General features: G+C 37.5%; 13 protein-coding genes and 1 pseudogene. 8 read left to right on the top strand and 6 right to left on the bottom strand.

Features of this window, described 5'->3' with window-relative positions:
- Nucleotides 1–22: 22 nt before the first annotated feature.
- The 4 genes from JM81_RS12080 to JM81_RS12065 form a co-directional block, all read right to left on the bottom strand.
- The gene (locus JM81_RS12080) at nucleotides 23–742 is read right to left on the bottom strand and encodes an ABC transporter ATP-binding protein (protein WP_144803762.1); all 720 of its coding nucleotides are present in this window, start codon (nucleotides 740–742) and stop codon (nucleotides 23–25) included.
- A 51-nt stretch (nucleotides 743–793) separates the two neighbouring features.
- Nucleotides 794–2,263: a DUF5687 family protein gene (locus JM81_RS12075; protein ID WP_144803760.1), complete on the bottom strand. Its 1,470-nt coding sequence runs from the start codon at nucleotides 2,261–2,263 to the stop codon at nucleotides 794–796.
- 174 nt (nucleotides 2,264–2,437) lie between these two features.
- Nucleotides 2,438–3,676 (bottom strand): RNA polymerase sigma factor, encoded by a 1,239-nt coding sequence (locus JM81_RS12070; protein WP_144803758.1) that lies wholly within the window; start codon nucleotides 3,674–3,676, stop codon nucleotides 2,438–2,440.
- Between the two features lie 5 nt (nucleotides 3,677–3,681).
- Nucleotides 3,682–4,029, bottom strand: a complete 348-nt coding sequence (locus JM81_RS12065; protein WP_144803756.1) for a YciI family protein — start codon at nucleotides 4,027–4,029, stop codon at nucleotides 3,682–3,684.
- Nucleotides 4,030–4,271: 242 nt separating this feature from the next.
- Between JM81_RS12065 and JM81_RS12060 the strand changes: the two genes are divergently transcribed.
- Both JM81_RS12060 and JM81_RS12055 read left to right on the top strand, forming a co-directional pair.
- Nucleotides 4,272–5,321 carry a ferredoxin--NADP reductase gene (locus JM81_RS12060; RefSeq protein WP_144803754.1) on the top strand — a complete coding sequence of 350 codons (1,050 nt, stop codon included), beginning with the start codon at nucleotides 4,272–4,274 and terminating at the stop codon, nucleotides 5,319–5,321.
- 217 nt (nucleotides 5,322–5,538) lie between these two features.
- Entirely contained in the window at nucleotides 5,539–7,389 is a 1,851-nt protein-coding gene (locus tag JM81_RS12055) for an SLC13 family permease (protein ID WP_144803752.1), read from the top strand.
- On the opposite strand, the gene JM81_RS12050 is transcribed toward JM81_RS12055, so the two are convergent.
- A complete protein-coding gene (locus JM81_RS12050) occupies nucleotides 7,386–8,159 on the bottom strand; it encodes a patatin-like phospholipase family protein (RefSeq protein ID WP_144803750.1) in 774 nt (257 codons plus the stop codon). The two genes, JM81_RS12055 and JM81_RS12050, sit on opposite strands and share 4 nt — an antisense overlap.
- 78 nt (nucleotides 8,160–8,237) lie before the next feature.
- Nucleotides 8,238–9,752, bottom strand: coding sequence for a Do family serine endopeptidase (locus tag JM81_RS12045; RefSeq protein WP_144803748.1), 1,515 nt, complete (start codon nucleotides 9,750–9,752; stop codon nucleotides 8,238–8,240).
- Nucleotides 9,753–10,127: 375 nt separating this feature from the next.
- Here JM81_RS12045 and JM81_RS12040 point away from each other — a divergent pair, with 375 nt between their 5' ends.
- The 6 genes and pseudogenes from JM81_RS12040 (at nucleotide 10,128) to JM81_RS12015 (ending at nucleotide 18,068) form a co-directional block, all read left to right on the top strand.
- Complete coding sequence (locus JM81_RS12040; protein WP_144803746.1) at nucleotides 10,128–10,844, top strand: DUF2064 domain-containing protein; 717 nt, start codon at nucleotides 10,128–10,130, stop codon at nucleotides 10,842–10,844.
- Nucleotides 10,845–10,871: 27 nt separating this feature from the next.
- Nucleotides 10,872–14,075: a SusC/RagA family TonB-linked outer membrane protein gene (locus JM81_RS12035; protein WP_144803744.1), complete on the top strand. Its 3,204-nt coding sequence runs from the start codon at nucleotides 10,872–10,874 to the stop codon at nucleotides 14,073–14,075.
- Between the two features lie 6 nt (nucleotides 14,076–14,081).
- Complete coding sequence (locus tag JM81_RS12030) at nucleotides 14,082–15,506, top strand: SusD/RagB family nutrient-binding outer membrane lipoprotein (protein ID WP_144803742.1); 1,425 nt, start codon at nucleotides 14,082–14,084, stop codon at nucleotides 15,504–15,506.
- 31 nt (nucleotides 15,507–15,537) lie between these two features.
- The gene (locus tag JM81_RS12025; RefSeq protein WP_144803740.1) at nucleotides 15,538–16,878 is read left to right on the top strand and encodes a sodium:solute symporter; all 1,341 of its coding nucleotides are present in this window, start codon (nucleotides 15,538–15,540) and stop codon (nucleotides 16,876–16,878) included.
- Nucleotides 16,863–17,498 (top strand): annotated as a pseudogene (locus JM81_RS12020) (metallophosphoesterase family protein); the annotation flags it as partial. The gene JM81_RS12025 and the pseudogene JM81_RS12020, both read left to right, overlap by 16 nt.
- 234 nt (nucleotides 17,499–17,732) lie before the next feature.
- Entirely contained in the window at nucleotides 17,733–18,068 is a 336-nt protein-coding gene (locus JM81_RS12015) for an arsenosugar biosynthesis-associated peroxidase-like protein (RefSeq protein ID WP_081819435.1), read from the top strand.
- Nucleotides 18,069–18,264 lie beyond the last annotated feature (196 nt).

Below are 18,264 nucleotides of genomic sequence, written 5' to 3'. Positions count from 1 at the left end.
CCTAAAAAAGTATGGTTTCAGCTTATACAATGGCTGTTTTTGAACTCTCCGCTCCAAAAAAGACTTCAAGCTCTTTTAAGGTTTCCGCAGAAGTAACAATATCCTTTACGACTTCTCCTTTATTCAAAACCACTATACGCTCACATACTTCGGTTACATGAATAAGATCATGACTAGATACCAATACGGTTACGTCTTTTTGGGCCGCCAATTCTTTAATAATCTGCTTTAATCGTATTTGGGTGGTTGGGTCCAAATTTGCAAAGGGTTCGTCCAAAATGACCACCTTGGGGTTTCCAATAAAAGAGGCAACGATGCCCGCTTTTTTCTGATTTCCTTTAGACAGGTCCCTTAAGTATTTTTTCTGGCCTAAAATCTCTCCATGAAAAAAATCCTGATATTGTTCCAACAACGTATCCACATCTGCCTTATTCTGCCCTCTGAGGTCTCCAATAAAATAGAAATATTCTTCTGGTGTTAGATACCCTATCAAAAAAGTTTCATCTATAAAGGAAGATGTAAAGGGTTTCCATGCTTCACTAGCATTCACCTGGACTTCATTATTAATAATATGTCCCGTTGTAGGTTGTATTAAATCAAGCAACAAACTAAAAAGGGTTGTTTTACCTGCGCCGTTATTGCCCACCAAACCAAAACTTTGACCAGAAGGAATCTGCAACGATTCAATGTTCAATACTTGCTGTGTTCCGTATTGTTTGGATAAGTTTTCTATTGTTATCATAAGCTTATATTCTATTTTTTATTTGTTTAATCTGCATGATTTTAAAAACCGCTAACTGGCCTTTTCCTTAAAACCGGCAATCATTCCATATTTCTTTTTCTTGTATTCTTCCGTAATGATATTCAACAGATAATTTTTCATTGAAAATCCAATAATACCCAATACAGATAATACAATTACCGCAACTTGCAAATTAAAAATGTAATAAAAGATGGAAAAGATAATGATGGGAGCTACCAATACCGGGAGCATAATTAGAAATTGCGTGGCGCTGGTTCCTTGCATGTTTCCGAACGGACTTTGATCTAATTCTATTCTTTTCTTATTAAAGGAGCCAAAGTATAAAATGACCGGTATATTAACTCCTAAATTATATAGTGCACAACCAAAATTAATGGCCAAGGCATCCCATCCAAAATATACATAAGGAATAGTCAAAAAGAACATGGCTACCACACTAACCGTTATAAGGGAAGCTTTTGAATCCAAATATTTTCGCATAGGTATGTTCTGCGACATCATCATACTATAATAACTGCTATCCCAAGCTGGAATAAACTGTCCAAAATTGCTTAGGAAAATACCTGTCATAAATATGCCAACAAAAGCTTTCATAGGCATCATACTACTATAAATATCCTGGGTGTAGAATACGAGGCCATAGAATACAAAGAGTATGGAAATAAAAACTTGCGACTTGGTACGTTTATTTCGCCAAATCATTTTAAGATCTAATTGGAGAAAGGACCCCATTTCGCCAAATCTTCTAGTCCAGGACATATCTGATGTATTTGCCTGAACGGATTTTGGTTTTAAGGTTGCATCCAAATAAATCTTGTTACGTAAATATCCATAATTGATATAGTATACCAATACGGCCAAGGCAATGGGCACAAATACTGTAATGGGATAAGCATAAAGGGCATGAAAAATAGGGGCAAAAAATGTTTTTACTGAAAATATCCCGAAATAATCCAACCCATAGCCAAGGGCAAGTACACTACCAATACCAATGAGTACTTTTTCGTTTTTATTGACCAGTAAATTGACATAATTAATGCAAAATACAATGGCCATAACGCCTATTGTCCATAATACAACATTAAGCACAGGGTAGTTGTTGAACAATAGCACAATTGCAAAAGGTACAATAAAGAACAAAGTCAATAAATTATAGATAGATGCCGCAGACCTTCCCAAGATATAATGTGCTATGGTACTTTTCTTTACCGGGGTGGTTAAAAAAGGCTTTATATCCATCACCGGAAGTTTTTGCATAAAATACCGCAAGAACAATTCAATCAATATCCAATACACAAAATATTGGCTAATGCTCCACATTGGGCTTTGATCGGGAAATACTTTCTTTAAAATGAAATACATACCCGTACCCATACCAGCAAGGGATAAAAGCATATAGACTCCAAAAAAACCCATTAAGATTTTAATGCCAAGACTTTTGCCAAGGTTGGATGACCTAAAAAAAGATTTCCATTGTAAGGAAGAAAAGCGTTTGAACATTGAGTTGGTTTTTAGCGTACATGCTATAAGTAATAAAAGACTTTGAATTGTTACAAGTTGGATAAATTAAAATTCCCGAAGAACGGAAACAAACACATTAACCAATTTCATTTTACATTTAAATAGTTCCTGGTATAACTATAGAAAGCACTGGACTAAACGAATAGTCCAACATTAATTCAGCAATGTTTGCCTCTTCCAAGCCAAATAGTCCCTTTCTAACCTATTCGTAGTCCCAGCCAATGCTTTGTCCAAAAAAGAGATTGCCAAATCTTTCTCTCCTATTTTCATATAATATTCCGCATAACAGCCGTAATATAAATAGATCCTTTGACCAAGTTCTGCAACATTAATGCTTTTTAATAATTGATGTGTTTTTTCAAATTCAGATAACTGAAGACATACTATTGCATGATTTAATAACGTAAACATATTGGGTTCAAACATATACAATTGTTCGTACCAATAAGAGATGTTTTTCCAATTGGTATCTTTAAAAGTTTTGGCATTTAAATGCTCAGAGGCTATGGCAGCTTCATAATGATACACAGAGGTATCGTCGTATTCCGTAGCTTTAAGCATGGCGCTGTTTCCCATCTTTACCAATGGAAAATACCATTTGGTACGGTCTTGGTGTTGCAAATTAACTATTTGATTGTCAGAGGAAACTTTGCTTTCCAGTCGTGACATATGAAAACAAAGCAATGCAAAAAGTGCATACAAACTGCCACTTCTAAATTGTTCCTTTTTTAAAAGTAATTGACAAAGGCGAATAGCTTCGCCACATAAATCTTCTTTAATTAATTTTTCCTTGTTTGTAGAATGGAAGCCTTCATTGAACGTTAAGTAAATGACTTCCATAACCCGTGCCATTCGTTCTTGAACAGTTTCAGGACTTGGGTATTGAAACTGAATATTCTTATCGCTGATCGTTTTTCTTGCCCGGAATAATCGCTTAGCAATAGTTTCTTCTTTGGTCAACAAGGCAGCGGCAATTTCTTTGATACTAAAGCCGGAAATGGTTTTAAGTGCAAAGGCTATTTGATCGCTGGGGTGTAAACTTGGGTGGCAGGCAACAAAAATCATTCGTAACTGGCTGTCTGCAACCTCATGATCTAAAAACAGTTCGTCTATTTGTAAAGATGATGCTCCAGTTGTAATGCTAAGGTTTCTATTCTTTTCGGCTTGTATACTACGAAGAATATCAATGGTTCTGTTTTTGGCGACTCGGTTCAACCACCCCTCTGGATTGTTGGGTATTTTAGTCCGCCATTGCGAAGTTGCTTTTATAAAGGTATCCTGTACCGCATCTTCAATGGTCTCTATATATGACAACCCGAAAAAACGGGTTAAAATAGCGACCATCTTCCCGTAATGATGTCTAAAAAGATGGTCAACTACTTTTTGTTCCATTTAATTTACTGCTCAAAAACCATTACTTCCCTAATCTCAACAGTACCGTCTAAATCATAATCTGGATAATCTTTAGCGATTTCAACTACAGCATCGGCATTTTCAGCCTGTACAATATAGTAACCACCGATCAATTCTTTACCTTCGATCAAAGGAGCATCTGTAACGGTACGGTTTGGTCCGGATACTCTTTTTACTTGGGGCATTAATGCATCGCCAGATTTAACAATGCCTTGTTTTTGCATTTTTTCGTTCCAAGCAAACCATTTCCCCATACGTTCCTGTAATTGTTCTGGTGATAAACCTAATTCTTGGTAATCTGCACCAATGAAAATCATCATAAAATCTTTCATAATTTAATTGTTTTAGTTGTTCATAGAACTAACCCTAAGTTCTTATTGTTTACTCCATGACGTTACCGAAATCAAATTAGGGACAATTTTTATAGGTTTTTTTCAAAAAAAGATAAGTTAAGAATTATTTAATATGATAAAAACCCTTCAAATACCATTGAACGTTAGACTTTTTTGACAAATGTCATATGATATCGCAAAAGCATGCTTAATTTTGTAAATCGATTTAAAGAAATAAACATATGTCGCAATTTCACCCATTAACGGTAAAACATATTAAGAAATTAACGCCAACATCTGTTGCCGTTACATTTTCAATTCCTAAAGAATTGGCACAGACTTTCACCTTTACGGCGGGTCAGTATATCACCATAAAAAAAGAAATAAAGGGCAAAGAACTTAGAAGAGCATACTCTATTAGTTCATCTACGGACAAGGATGGTATCACCATTGGAATCAAAAAGGTAGACAATGGCGGATTCTCCAATTACGCCAATTCACAATTAAAGGTAGGCGATACTTTAGAGGTTATGGAACCAGAAGGTCGTTTTGTTTTTAAGAGAACAAAAGAGGTACAGAACATTGCCGCATTTGCAGCAGGTAGTGGAATAACCCCTATTATGAGCATTGTAAAGTCCGTTTTAGATAGTAACCCAAAGAATATATTTGTGTTGGTGTACGGTAACAAATCGTACGAGGAGACTATGTTCTATACAGATTTGGTGAAATTGGAGTTAGAATATGCCAATCGGTTTTTTGTATACTTTACCAATAGCCAAACCAGAGAAGACAAGGCTTTATTTGGTAGAATAGATACATCAACGGTAAATTATGCATTATTGAACAAACATAAGGACGTTGATTTTGATGGATACTATTTATGTGGACCAGAGGAGATGATCCGTTTGGTACAGGATACTTTAATTGAGAATGAAGTTGACAAGGATAAAATCCATTTTGAACTTTTTACACCTACTGAAATAAAAGAGGAACTACCTATACAGGCCGATGGTCAAACAGCAGTTACGGTCCTTGTTGATGATGAGGAATTTCAGTTTACGATGGACAAGAAAACCTTAATTCTTGATGCCGTTCTTAAAGAAAACATTGATGCACCATATTCTTGCCAAGGAGGGGTATGCAGCAGTTGTATAGCCAAAGTAACCGAAGGCCATGCAGAAATGGTCATGAACCAGATTCTAACGGACAAGGAAATAGCGGACGGCTTTATTTTAACTTGCCAGGCACACGCCACTACACCTACTATAAAGGTAGATTATGATGATGTATAGATAAGCGCAAAACAAACTTTATTGTAACGCCTTTGTAAGCGTACTGAAGCAATCTGTTGAATAGATGTTCCTATCCATCAAATTGTTTAGCACCATGCAAAGGCGTTTTTTGTTTTTTATTTAATCCTTCCTTATCAAAGCCAAAATTTAAATGGATTGAGTTATTCTTATTGAGCAGTTGAAATACCTTTGATAGAATTTTCAATAATTTAAAGGTATGACCATAGAGATCATTGGTGTTTTTATCATCATTGCGGCAGTTATTTTTTTGTTTGCGTTTGAGATATTTCCAATGGATAAGATTTCCTTTTGTATCATAGCCGCACTTTTACTGACAGGTTTGGTGTCTCCAGAAGAAGCTGTAAGCGGTTTTTCAAACAAAGCGGTCATCACCATTCTTTGTTTGATGATTTTAGCGATCGGACTAGAAGAAAACGGTGCAATATCATATTTGGCCAAAGGACTAAAAATTTTGAAAAACTGGCCCATTGTTTTGGCCATGCTTGCCATTATGCTCATTGCAGGAAGCATTTCCGCTTTTGTAAGTTCTACAGCGGTAGTCATTGTATTCATTAAGATCGTAGCGGAATTACGGGAAAAATACCAACTGCCCCCGGGCAAATTATTGTTGCCTATTTCCTTTGCCAGTATATTGGGCGGTAGTTGCACCTTAATGGGCACCTCTACCAATTTATTGGTCAACAATATTGCAGCAAGGTACACAGGGGAAAAACTTGGTTTCTTTGAATTTTCGTTAATGGGCGTCATTTTTTTAGGCATCTCCATGGGTATCATTGCAGTATTCTATCGCTTTTTGCCAAAGGACACAGGTGAACTATCCGATAACTATGACCTTAATCGCTATTTATTGACCCTTACGGTTGAAGCAGATTCCCCTCTGGTAGGAAAGCCAATTGGCGAAAGTTTTATGTTCAAGGAAACGGATATTACCGTTTTACGACTCACCAGAAATGGCTATGACCAGAATTTATTGAATCATGAACTATTGATTCAACCTAACGATATTATCCTTTTGCATTGCAGTCTGGAAAATCTTCAAAAAATGCGTGGCGAAGGTTATTTTGAGATTGATGTTGAAAAAAATGACAGGTTTCAATCTACAAAAAACACCCAGATCAAAAAGGTTAGTGATTCTGACAAAAAGAGCAAAGAAGTTAAGCAGTCTAAGGATGAAAACTTATTGTTGGAATTATTGCTGTTACCGGGATCTAAATTTTTAGGTAGAAATTTAACCGAGCTTAAAACCATGTTGATTCCAAGGGCAATACCACTAGCGGTCAACAAAAGAAAGAAATTAAGAATATTAAAAAACCGACTTCACCAGAGCAATCACGAATTTACCCAACTTCATGTGGGCGACCGGTTATTGATACAAACCAAACCGGAATATGTTTCAAATTTTGAGAACAGTAACAATTTGGCGGTACTTAACCAATTTGAAGGCCGTACACCTGCCACACCTTTTAAAAGAAACCTATCTATTATAATTCTTGTCGCCACAATTGCAATGGCCGCAACGGGTGTATTTGAGGTTATGACCAGTGTTATTACCGGAACATTGGCCATGCTATTGTTTAAATGTGTTGAATTAAACCGTATCTATGAAAAGATAAATTGGCAGATTATATTTTTATTGGCAGGTATGATTCCATTAGGAATTGCAATGAGCAATGCCAAAGCAGACACTTGGATCACAGAGGAGCTATTATCCTTAATGGCAGGTCAACAACCAACATTTATTATTGGGTTATTGTTTTTGACCACCATGCTGTTTAGTAGTGTCGTTTCCAATAATGCTACGGCAATTATAATGGCACCGATAGGTATTTCATTGGCCAGTGGTTTAAGTTTGGACCCAAGACCTTTTATTTTATGCGTTATGTTCGCGTCTAACTTTAGTTTTTTCACCCCATTAGGCTATCAAACCAACGCATTGATCTATAGTATGGGAATATATAAGTTCAAACATTTTTTGGTAATTGGTGGAGCAATTTCCTTAGTCCTGTGGGGTGTAGGTACCTTATTATTGAGTGCCATGCTTAACTAGTTGGGTAAAATTGCGCTTAATTTACGAACGGCGGTCTCATACCCAATGGCATAGGCCTTTTCAATACCTCTACGGTCCAAAATACCTATATGTTCCAGTTCCTGTGGTTCAATGATCAAGTCGCAATTATTTATTTTTTCTCTATTTATGGCATAAATCATAAGGCCAGTAACTCTTCCGGTCAATTGAAATGAATTGTTTAAATGCTTTTTCTCCAATTTGGCAACCAATGACACATTACTGCCAATGACATAATCTACACGTTTTACCACCGGTTCCGCCGGAAAGTTATTCATAATGCCACCATCTGCATGTAGTGCACCATTATATTCAATGGGACTAAAAACGGGTGGTAAAGCTGCAGACGCCAAGAGAGCACGAATTAATGCCCCTTCATTGATAAACACTTCTTCGCCTTGCTCCAAATTAGTGGCCACAACAAAAAGTTCTCTTTTAAGGGCCTCGAAACTATCTTCAGGAAAATAATGCAGAAACGCATCTATAAACCGTTCGGTATTTAAAAGACCGGGTTTGGCAACAGCAAAATAATTATATTTAAAAAGTGGTGTGTCCTTAAAAAAATAAAGCATATCTACTACGGATTTGTCTGCTGCGTACAAGGCACCTACCAATGCCCCTACACTACTTCCGGCTACGACCTTTGCTTCCAGGCCAAATTCCTGCATGGCCTTGATAACACCTATATGTGCCATACCGCGTACACCACCACCTGAAAGTACCAATCCTATGGATTTTGAACGTATTTGCATCTATCTAGAATTAATTTCAAAAAAAATGCCAAGTGGACAACATTATCCACTTGGCATAAAATTAATCATTAAAGCGGACTATGAATCCAATCCGAAGGCATAATAATATTTAGAACCATCTTCATATACACCTTCTAACATTACCCCGCCTTTTTTATTTTCCAATAATGAGGCTATATCATTAATGTCCTTAATACGCTTACCATCAATATGGGTTATAATGAACCCTTCTCTCATTTGTGTTTCCTTCTTTATTTTTCCGGGATAAAGTTTTGTAACCTGAACTCCACCATCTATATCCAACTTCTTACCAAGGTCTTTGCTTAAGTTTTCAAAATCGGCTCCAAGAAGGTTAAATACCTCTTTCTTTTCTTTTTTAATAATATCTGTACCTCCTTGAGAATTATGAAGCTCTACTTCTAATTCTTTCTCCCTGCCATTTCTATTAATGGTAACCATTACTTTGTCACCAGGTCTTTTGCCAGCAATAATTTCCTGTAATCTAGGGGATGTGGCGGTTTCCTTACCATTGACACTTACAATAATATCACCAGCTTCAATACCGGCCAAATCTGCACCACTGTCCTCACCAACTTGCTCTACCCAAACACCTTTTGTAAAGTCCACATCCTTTTCCTTAGCCAAGTTACTGTCCATGGTACGTATGGTCACCCCTAACATACCACGCTGAACATTGCCATATTTTAAAAGGTCTTCTACCACTTTGGTAACAATATTACTTGGAACGGCAAAACCATAGCCGGTGTAGGTTCCTGTTCTACTTGCTATAGCCGTATTGATACCGACCAGATTGCCATCAAGGTTTACCAAAGCACCTCCACTATTGCCCGGATTAATGGCCGCATCTGTTTGGATAAAACTCTCCACGGCAAATTTGTCCGTATTAATATGTATACTTCTTGCCTTTGCACTAACAATACCAGCGGTAACCGTAGAATTTAATCCTAAAGGATTACCAACGGCCAAGACCCATTCACCCACCTCAACATCATCAGAATTCACTAAGGCCATTGTTTTAAGGTTATCTGCCTTAATCTGTAATAATGCTAAATCTGTAGTTGGGTCTGTCCCTATTACCGTAGCTTTATATGATTCGTTGTTGTACAAAGTAACTTCTACCTCATCTGCATTGTCAATTACATGGTTATTGGTTACGATATACCCTTTATCATTGATGATGACACCAGACCCGGTACCAACACGTGGTCTGGACTGCATACCTTCAGGAGATTGTCCTTTGAACATATCACCAAAAAATTCCTTGAACGGATCGGGCAATTCACGTGCACCTTGATTTCCATAGCTGGTTCCATTTTGGGTAGATTTTATATGCACTACCGCATCCAGCACTTTTTCTGAAGTGTCCGTAAAATCCAATGGTTTAATATTTCCTTCATTGTCCGCGGTATACAGGACACGGCTACCCGGTACTGATTCTACAACGGTGACACCTGAAGTTGATTTGGTCTGTTCCTTGGTCAACTCAATTACCCCATAACTGACCGCAAATGCAATCAACGCTGAAAATAAATATATTTTCCAAGCACTTTTAGTATTTGTATCTGATTTCATATGACATAAATTTAATTAAATTCTTTTATCCTTAAGTTGTCAATAGGTGTGCCATAAGGTCGATTATAAATGCTAAAATATTTTTAAAAATAAATGAAATTTTAAGGGATTTTTTAGACTAACCAGTCTGTAAGTTTAAAAATGACCCTTAATTAATGATCACGATTGACTTTTTATCCGATTTTTTCAAGCCAATTTCGATGATGTACCATATGTAGTCTTATTTTTTGATAGATAAAACCGACTGAATGGTTTACACTGACATTTTGACTTATTCAATCTATTTGATTCATTTATTAAATTCAGAAATTCCAAAAAAAATAAACCATTGCAATATTTTTACGTAAGTTTAATAACAAGAAAGAAGTCTGCCCATTGAATGCATTGAACAGTACGGCTATATTATTATTTGCCAATTCTTCCAGACAGGAATTGGTTTGTAAATCTATTGTACGCAGTGAAAAACTGTTCGATATACTTACGCAAGTAACCCTTGGCAAGGCTAGAAGAACGGGGTTGCCGGTATTCCATTTCACGGAAAAAGAGCAAATTGGCTCAAATTTTGGCGAAAGGTTTACCAATGCAATGACGGCCATATATGATATAGGTTTTCATAATATTATCGTAATAGGAAATGACACTCCGCAGTTAACAACACAACATTTAACATATACCGCAAAACAGTTAGCTATAGGAAAACCCGTAATTGGCGGTTCTATTGACGGAGGTTTCTATTTATTGGGACTGCAAAGAGTAAATTTTGACAGCAACGATCTAAAAAACCTTCCTTGGCAAAGGTTTGGCCTGTTCAACCAAATATCATTGTCCCTAAAGAAAAAGTCTCTAGAGGTAGTTCTATTACCCGTATTACAAGACCTTGATACGGAAAAGGATCTAAAATCCATATTGTCATTTTCTTATAGTTTGTCAACTACACTGTTGTTGCTCATCCTAAGTATATTAAGAAATATTGAACACCTATACTACACCCTCCATAACTATATAGATAGCTATGCTACCCGCTGCTACTTTAATAAAGGCTCTCCAGCAAATTCATTTATCCCAATCCCCCTTTATCCAACAGTTGGATAAATGATAATGTAGTACAAAAAGCCTTTTATGAAACACATTTTATTTGTGTTGACCTTGCTGTTACTATGCAAGGCCAACGCTCAAGATACCATTACTGGTACTGTTAGCGATGTTAATGGTAACCCAATACCTTTTGTCAATATCTTGTCGGTAGGTACGTCTACCGGTACCATTACCAATGACGACGGTTATTTTTCCATCTCCGTACCTTCACGCACCGGAGAATTGGAGTTTTCAGCATTGGGATATACCACCCAAATATTAAAGATTAATAATCAAAAAAACATTTCCATTGCCCTAACCGAAGCGACCGAAATTCTTGAAGAAGTAGTATTGACCGCTTTAGGATTGAAAAGGGAAACCAAAGAGTTGGGTTATGTAGTCCAAAGTTTGGATACCGAAGGAATTACAGAAGTTAAGTCGGTTAACTTTTTAGATAATCTATCGGGTAAACTTGCAGGTGTCACCATTAATCAAGGCGCTACAGGCGTAGGTTCCTCTTCAAAGATTACCATAAGGGGCGAGGCCTCGTTTTCCAATAACAATCCGTTATTTGTGGTGGATGGTGTACCCATCAACAACGCTTCCATTTTCAATTTTACCAATGAGGCAGCTGCAGGTTTTCAGGAGATTGATTTTGGAAATGGTGCAATGGAGGTAAATCCAGATGATATTGCAGAAGTTTCGGTTTTAAAAGGTCCCAGTGCCGCTGCTCTTTACGGTACTAGAGCCTCTAACGGTGTTATAATTATAGAAACTAAAACAGGTAAAAACATAAAGGGTTTGGGAATTAGTTACAATACCAGCTTTTTTATGGATACCGCTTTTCAATTACCGGATTTTCAAAATGAGTACGGACAAGGAAATTCCGGTGCTTTTGCATTTGTGGACGGATTGGGCAGAGGAACCAATGATTTGATAACCTACAGCTGGGGGCCCCGTTTGGATGTGGGCAACCTTGTGCCCCAATTTGATGGTCCGGTTACTTTGGCAGATGGTTCAACAGTACGTGGCGGAGATACTTCTCTATATAATGGCAATACCATTACACCAACTGAATTTAGGTCCCACCCGGATAACCTAAAGGATTTTTATAGAACGGGCACTACTTTTATTAATAACATTTCCATAGCATCAGGGTTTGATAAGGGCAATTACCGACTGTCGTTTACCGACATGCGCAGTGAATCGATAATTCCCGGTGTTAATTTGGACAGACAGACCATTGGCACTCGACTAAATTTTCAACCAATTGACAAATTAGCGATTAATTCATCCATTAGTTATATCAACTCAAAGAGTGATAACCGCCCATCTAACGGTTACGGTTCCGAAAATGTCAATTATTCCCTTGTTGCCTGGGGACCACGTTCGCTTAACATCAATAATCTTAGGGACTACTGGCAACCTGGCCTAGAAGGCGTTCAACAGTATTCCTTTAATTATACTTACTTTGACAATCCCTATTTCATCCTTTATGAAAATAGAAACTCCTTTAATAGGGATCGTATATTTGGTAATATTTCTGCCAGTTATGACATAACGGATCATATAACGGCTTCCATAAGAACGGGTATGGACTATTCTAGTGAATTGCGTCAACTACGAAGGGCATATAGTTCCAATCGTTTTAAAAACGGTGGTTATGCAGAGCATAATGTGTTCTTTAGAGAGATAAACAGTGATTTTCTATTAAATTACACCAATCGGTTCAATGATGTTAGTGTAGATGTATCCATAGGTGGGAACAGGCTGGACCAACAAGCGTTTACCTCACAATCACAGACCACAAGTCTGGCACAACCGGGTATTTTTAGGTTATCCAACGCGGCATCACCAATAGAGGTTTTTGAATATGAATCCAACAAGCGCATTAATAGTTTGTATGGTTTGGCCAAATTTGGTTATAAAAATTACCTTTATTTGGATATAACCGGTCGTAATGATTGGTCCAGTGCATTAGCCACACCGTTTTCCGTGGAAAACACCTCTTTCTTTTATCCTTCGGTTTCCAGCAGTTTTATTTTGTCGGAGGTAATTGATTTGCCTAAAAGTATATCGTTTGCCAAACTAAGGGCAAGTTGGGCGCAAGTAGGTAATGACACCAATCCGTACCAGACCAGTAGTACTTTTATTGCACAGACCCCATTTAATGGCCAACCCACTTTTAGTAACACAGATATCATTGCCAATCCTAATTTACAGCCAGAACGTACCTCTTCTTTTGAAGTTGGAGCTGATATAAGATTGTTCCGTGACCAACTTCATTTTGATATTTCCTATTATAATGCATTGACCAAAGATCAAATCATTGCATTGCCCATAGGTATCTCGTCTGGTTATACCCAACAGGTTGTCAATGGCGGCGAAGTCCGCTCTAAAGGCTTGGAAGTCATATTGGGCATATCGCCCATAGTGAGTGAAAATTTTAACTGGAACAGTACCGTGAACATTAGCACCAACCGTTCAACAGTAGAAAGCCTGCCACAAGAAGATGGCCGTTTAACACTGGCCTATTCACGAATATATGACAGTCAGAACCAAACGGTATTTTTTCAGGTAGAAGAAGGAGGTAGAATTGGTGATATTTATGGAACAGGGTATTTAAGAAATGAAAATGGTGATTTTATCTTGACGGATGAAGGACGATACATCCCCAATAACGATCTACAAAAATTGGGTAATTATAATCCTGATTTTATGGTAGGGTTTAATAATCGGTTCAACTACAAAAATTGGAATTTAGGCTTTCTTTTAGATTGGAGGCAAGGAGGTATTTTGGTTTCAAGGACAAAAGCATTGGGTAACGTGGGTGGTCAGTTGGCAGAAACCGCGTTTAGACCAGAATTCGGTATTGTACCCGAAGGTGTGGTCAATACGGGTACGGAAGAGAGCCCTGTGTATGTTCCTAACACCATAGCAGTTTCCGCAGAGAGCTATTACCGTCAATTTTATGATAGAAACCATGAAGAGAACAATACGTATGACGCCTCATTTTTAAAATTACGGCAATTGGCTATTGGCTACACATTCAATAATCTGAACCTTTTTAATACAGATGCAACATTGAACCTGTCCATAATTGGAAAAAACCTGTTCGCAATAACGGAAAACCCACATTTTGACCCAGAACAATTGGCCGTACAGGGTAATGGTTTTATAAGTGGCGTAGAGGACATGTCCTACGCTACCACTAGAAGTATAGGATGTAAGGCCTCATTTAATTTTTAAAAAAACATGAGAAAATTTTATAACATATTTATTTTGTTGGTTTTTATTGGATGTACTAGAGATTTCGAAGAAATAAATACCAATACCAATGCCCCCGTTACGGTACAACCTAGCCTCTTGTTGAGACAGGTCATTTATGATTATGGTGAGCAAATGTCCTATGAAGGATTTACTGCCGGTAATTTATTGGGTCAATACAGTACCGCTTTGGATTTTAACCTTTTTGATCGTCATGATCTAAAATCACCTCAGTTGGGCGGAAATCCTTGGCCAATATTGTACCAAAATTTAAGGGACAACGAAATACTATTGAACCTATCCCAGGAAAATACTGCATTTGCGGTATATGAAGGCCCTGCAAGAATCCTAAAGGCATATATGGCCGCCGCATTGACGGATTTATATGGGGATGTCCCTTATTCGGAAGCTTTTAAAGGCAATGCTGAAACGGTAACGCCTGCTTATGATAGTCAAGAAGCTATTTATTTGGATAACGGGGGCATATTGAACAACCTTGAATTGGGAATAACTGCATTGGAAAACTATACGGGCACAATTGGTTTAGAAGGTGATATCTTATACGAGGGCGATTTATCAGGATGGATTCGTTTTGCAAATTCGTTGAAGATAAAATACCTAATGCGTATTTCTGCTAAAGTAGATGTAGCTCCCCAATTACAATCCATTTTTAATGAGGATAACTATATAGTCACTAACATGCAAAATGCCATTTTTAATTTTACGGATGGTGAGCCCAATAATTTTAGGTTGGCAAGGCTAAGGATCGGGGATTTCAATAATTATGTGCTATCGGAAACCATGGAAGATATTTTGAAGGCATTGAACGATCCACGAATTGAAAGGTTGTATAGACCTATAGGTAATGCTGGCGACAACAACTTTAAAGGCCTGCTGAACGGTATTGATGCCTCTACCGGGGTTTCTGTTGCGGATTATTCGTTATTGGGAACAATTTTTAGGGAAAATACAGGATTGTTGGATGCCAACTTCATGACCAGTATGGAAACACATTTTTTATTGGCAGAGGCCGCACTAAAAGGATATATATCCGGTAATACTGAAAGTCTATACCAAATGGGTATTTCCCAGGCCTTTGAGTATTGGCAAGTACCCCTTCCCGAAAATTATATAATGAATAATGCAGCCCTTGAAAATGGGGTGGAACTAGAAAATATCATCACTCAAAAATGGATTGCCAATGCGATCAACGGTTATGATGGTTGGATAGAATATAGAAGAACTGGATTTCCCCAATTACGTACAATATCGGCAAGTTTGAACAATAATATTATTCCAGTAAGAATGCCATATCCTGCAGAAGAAGAAGCATTGAACAGTAACAACTATGCAGAGGCTGCAAATAAAACCGATGGCAATAGTATAAATGTTCCGGTGTGGTGGGATGAATAATCAAGTTAGGACTTAGTAGAAAAAACAAAAAATGACTGAAGTAAATATTTGGCAATGGGGTTTAATTATAGCATCAAGTTTGATGCTGTTTTTACTTTCCCCTTTGGCAAAAAATACCAATCAGTTTTTTAAAGCGGTTCAAAATAAGAAAGCCCCAAATACCCTAATGCTTACAGGCAGTCTGATCATTTCATGGATTTTTGCAAAAAGCATAACGAATGCGGCCAATTTAGGGTTGGACTATGGTATTGTGGGAGGTGTGGCCTATGCCGGTTATTATCTGTCATTTGCCATAGCCGGGTGGATAATTTATAAGATGCGGTTGCAAGGAAGGTATACCAGTATTCACCATTTTCTTTCTTCCAAATTTGGGCAATCTGCTATATCGGTATTTTCTATCCTTATTGCCATTCGTTTGTTCAATGAGGTATGGAGCAATACTATGGTCATAGGTTCCTATTTTGGCCCTATGGGTTCTCCCGTATATTATTGGTCGATCTTAATATTCACGGCATTGACATTGGCTTATGTCATTAAAGGAGGAATGAGCAGTTCTATTTTTACCGATGTTGTTCAAATGGGTCTGTTTACCATTCTTTTGGCGGTAATATTGTTCACAATTTTTGGAAATTCGAATGCCGTTACCGTAAAAGAGGTAGTTACATCTGGAACTTGGTCCTTTGGCACGGGCTTAAATTTATTGTTTGCAGCAGTGCTGCAATCATTTAGCTATCCGTTCCATGACCCTGTATTAACGGACCGCGGTTTTATTAGTAGTCCTAAAGTAACCCTTAAAAGTTTTGTTTGGGCCAGTATATTAGGTGGGCTATGTATTATATTGTTCAGTATTATTGGTGTGTATGCCCAATCTCAAGGAATGGAAGGACAGGCTGCCGTAGAGGTCGGCAAGGCCTTTGGTATTGTAATCTTGTTGGTTATTAATTTTATTATGATAACCTCAGCGGCATCTACTCTTGATTCTACATTTTCCTCATTTTCAAAATTATTGGCCGTAGATTTAAAATTAGGGAATACGCTTACCATAGGTAGATGGTCTATGATAATCATTGCTATAGTAGGTACCATACCTGTATTTCTAAATGCAGAAATTTTATCTGCCACCACAATTAGCGGTACTATGGTAATAGGCTTAACACCTATTTTTATTTTTTGGAAGGACAAGGCTACCAGACTGAGCTTTCATTTAAGTGTATTTGGAGGAATATTTTTTGGATGTTTACTCCTTTTAAACTGGTTTCCGGCAGGATTGATATTTACGACCGGCAAGTATGCCGATTTACTTTGGGTTAATTTTTGGGGCATAATTTGTTGCCTTTTTGCTTATCATATACCAACATGGATAAAGAAATAAAACATATAGGCACAAAAAACGGAAAGCTGTTGCTTTTTGGGGGTGTATATAGTAACCTTCAGGCATTGGAGCGTTTGATAACCATTGCCCAGGAAGAAGGTATTGCACCGGAAAATTGTATATGTACCGGTGATATTACAGGTTATTGCGCACAACCAGAAGAAACCGTTCAGCTATTTAGAAAATGGGGTGCTATAAGCATAGCTGGTAATGTTGAGCTACAATTGGCCAATGATAGTGAGGATTGCGGATGCGATTTTAAGGAAGGTAGTAGATGTGATGATTTTTCAAAAATGTGGTTCCCTTATACCAAAGGGCATCTTTCACAAACTTCTTTGGATTGGATGAAGGAAATACCGGAATACATAACTTTTGATTACGGAAACAAAAAAGTAACCGTAGTACATGGTAATTTTGGTAATACCTCTGAATTCATATTTGCTTCCAACGCGGACCAAAGCAAACAACAAGCTTTTAAGGAGACCCAAAGCGATATCATCGTTGCAGGACACTGTGGACTACCCTTTCATCAGTCCATAAAAGAAAAATTGTGGCTAAATCCAGGGCTCATAGGTATGCCAGCAAATGACGGTACGGCCAGGGTTTGGTATATGATTATGGATACGCATGATGATAAAGTTCTCTATTCCCATAAATCATTTGACTATGATGCAGAAACCGCTCAAAAATTAATGTATGCCAACCATTTGCCAGAAGCTTATGGAGATACCCTTACATCCGGTATATGGGATAACATGGAAATTCTGCCCGAAGTGGAAAAAATGGGACAGGGAATTCCAATATACTTTAATCAAGATCAAAAAAATTCAAAACAAATTAAAACACAGAAAAAAATGGCAAATACGTATTATGACCCGGCAGATTTAAGGAAATTTGGAAAGATTACCGAATGGAGCGAAGAACTTGGCACCAAATTTTTTGATTATTATGGCAAGGTTTTCGAAGAAGGTGCACTAAGTGCTAGGGAAAAATCATTAATAGCCTTGGCCGTTTCCCATGTGGTTAAATGCCCATATTGCATAGATGCTTATACCAAAGACGGATTACAAAAGGGGATTACGAAGGAAGAAATGATGGAGGCCGTTCACGTTGGCGCTGCCATTGAAAGTGGGGCAACTCTAGTACATGGCGTGCAAATGATGAACAAGTACAATAAATTATCCATGTAAATTTTGTTTTGGTTGTTGGTTGTTCCAAGCATCCACCTCTAAATGCCAATTCACTTAAATTTAAATAAGATATTGCAAATAGGGTGTTTACCATAAACATCTATTAAAAAGAAAAAGAAATTATATGTTGTAATGTTAGAATTTGAAGCATTTTAAATAATGCCGACCATGAACAACGAACAACGAACAACTAAAA

Origin of the sequence: Maribacter sp. MAR_2009_72 (assembly GCF_007827235.1) — a bacterium.
Lineage (GTDB): Bacteria > Bacteroidota > Bacteroidia > Flavobacteriales > Flavobacteriaceae > Maribacter > Maribacter sedimenticola.
The sequence above is the reverse complement of the archived record's forward strand: the minus strand, read 5'-3'. Positions and strand labels throughout refer to the sequence as shown.

What these genes read in the sequence shown, in the direction of transcription:
- JM81_RS12080 (WP_144803762.1), bottom strand. Translation starts at nt 742, where the DNA reads ATGATAACAATAGAAAACTTATCCAAACAATACGGAACACAGCAAGTA.
- JM81_RS12075 (WP_144803760.1), bottom strand. Translation starts at nt 2,263, where the DNA reads ATGTTCAAACGCTTTTCTTCCTTACAATGGAAATCTTTTTTTAGGTCA.
- JM81_RS12070 (WP_144803758.1), bottom strand. Translation starts at nt 3,676, where the DNA reads ATGGAACAAAAAGTAGTTGACCATCTTTTTAGACATCATTACGGGAAG.
- JM81_RS12065 (WP_144803756.1), bottom strand. Translation starts at nt 4,029, where the DNA reads ATGAAAGATTTTATGATGATTTTCATTGGTGCAGATTACCAAGAATTA.
- JM81_RS12060 (WP_144803754.1), top strand. Translation starts at nt 4,272, where the DNA reads ATGTCGCAATTTCACCCATTAACGGTAAAACATATTAAGAAATTAACG.
- JM81_RS12055 (WP_144803752.1), top strand. Translation starts at nt 5,539, where the DNA reads ATGACCATAGAGATCATTGGTGTTTTTATCATCATTGCGGCAGTTATT.
- JM81_RS12050 (WP_144803750.1), bottom strand. Translation starts at nt 8,159, where the DNA reads ATGCAAATACGTTCAAAATCCATAGGATTGGTACTTTCAGGTGGTGGT.
- JM81_RS12045 (WP_144803748.1), bottom strand. Translation starts at nt 9,752, where the DNA reads ATGAAATCAGATACAAATACTAAAAGTGCTTGGAAAATATATTTATTT.
- JM81_RS12035 (WP_144803744.1), top strand. Translation starts at nt 10,872, where the DNA reads ATGAAACACATTTTATTTGTGTTGACCTTGCTGTTACTATGCAAGGCC.
- JM81_RS12030 (WP_144803742.1), top strand. Translation starts at nt 14,082, where the DNA reads ATGAGAAAATTTTATAACATATTTATTTTGTTGGTTTTTATTGGATGT.
- JM81_RS12025 (WP_144803740.1), top strand. Translation starts at nt 15,538, where the DNA reads ATGACTGAAGTAAATATTTGGCAATGGGGTTTAATTATAGCATCAAGT.
- JM81_RS12015 (WP_081819435.1), top strand. Translation starts at nt 17,733, where the DNA reads ATGGCAAATACGTATTATGACCCGGCAGATTTAAGGAAATTTGGAAAG.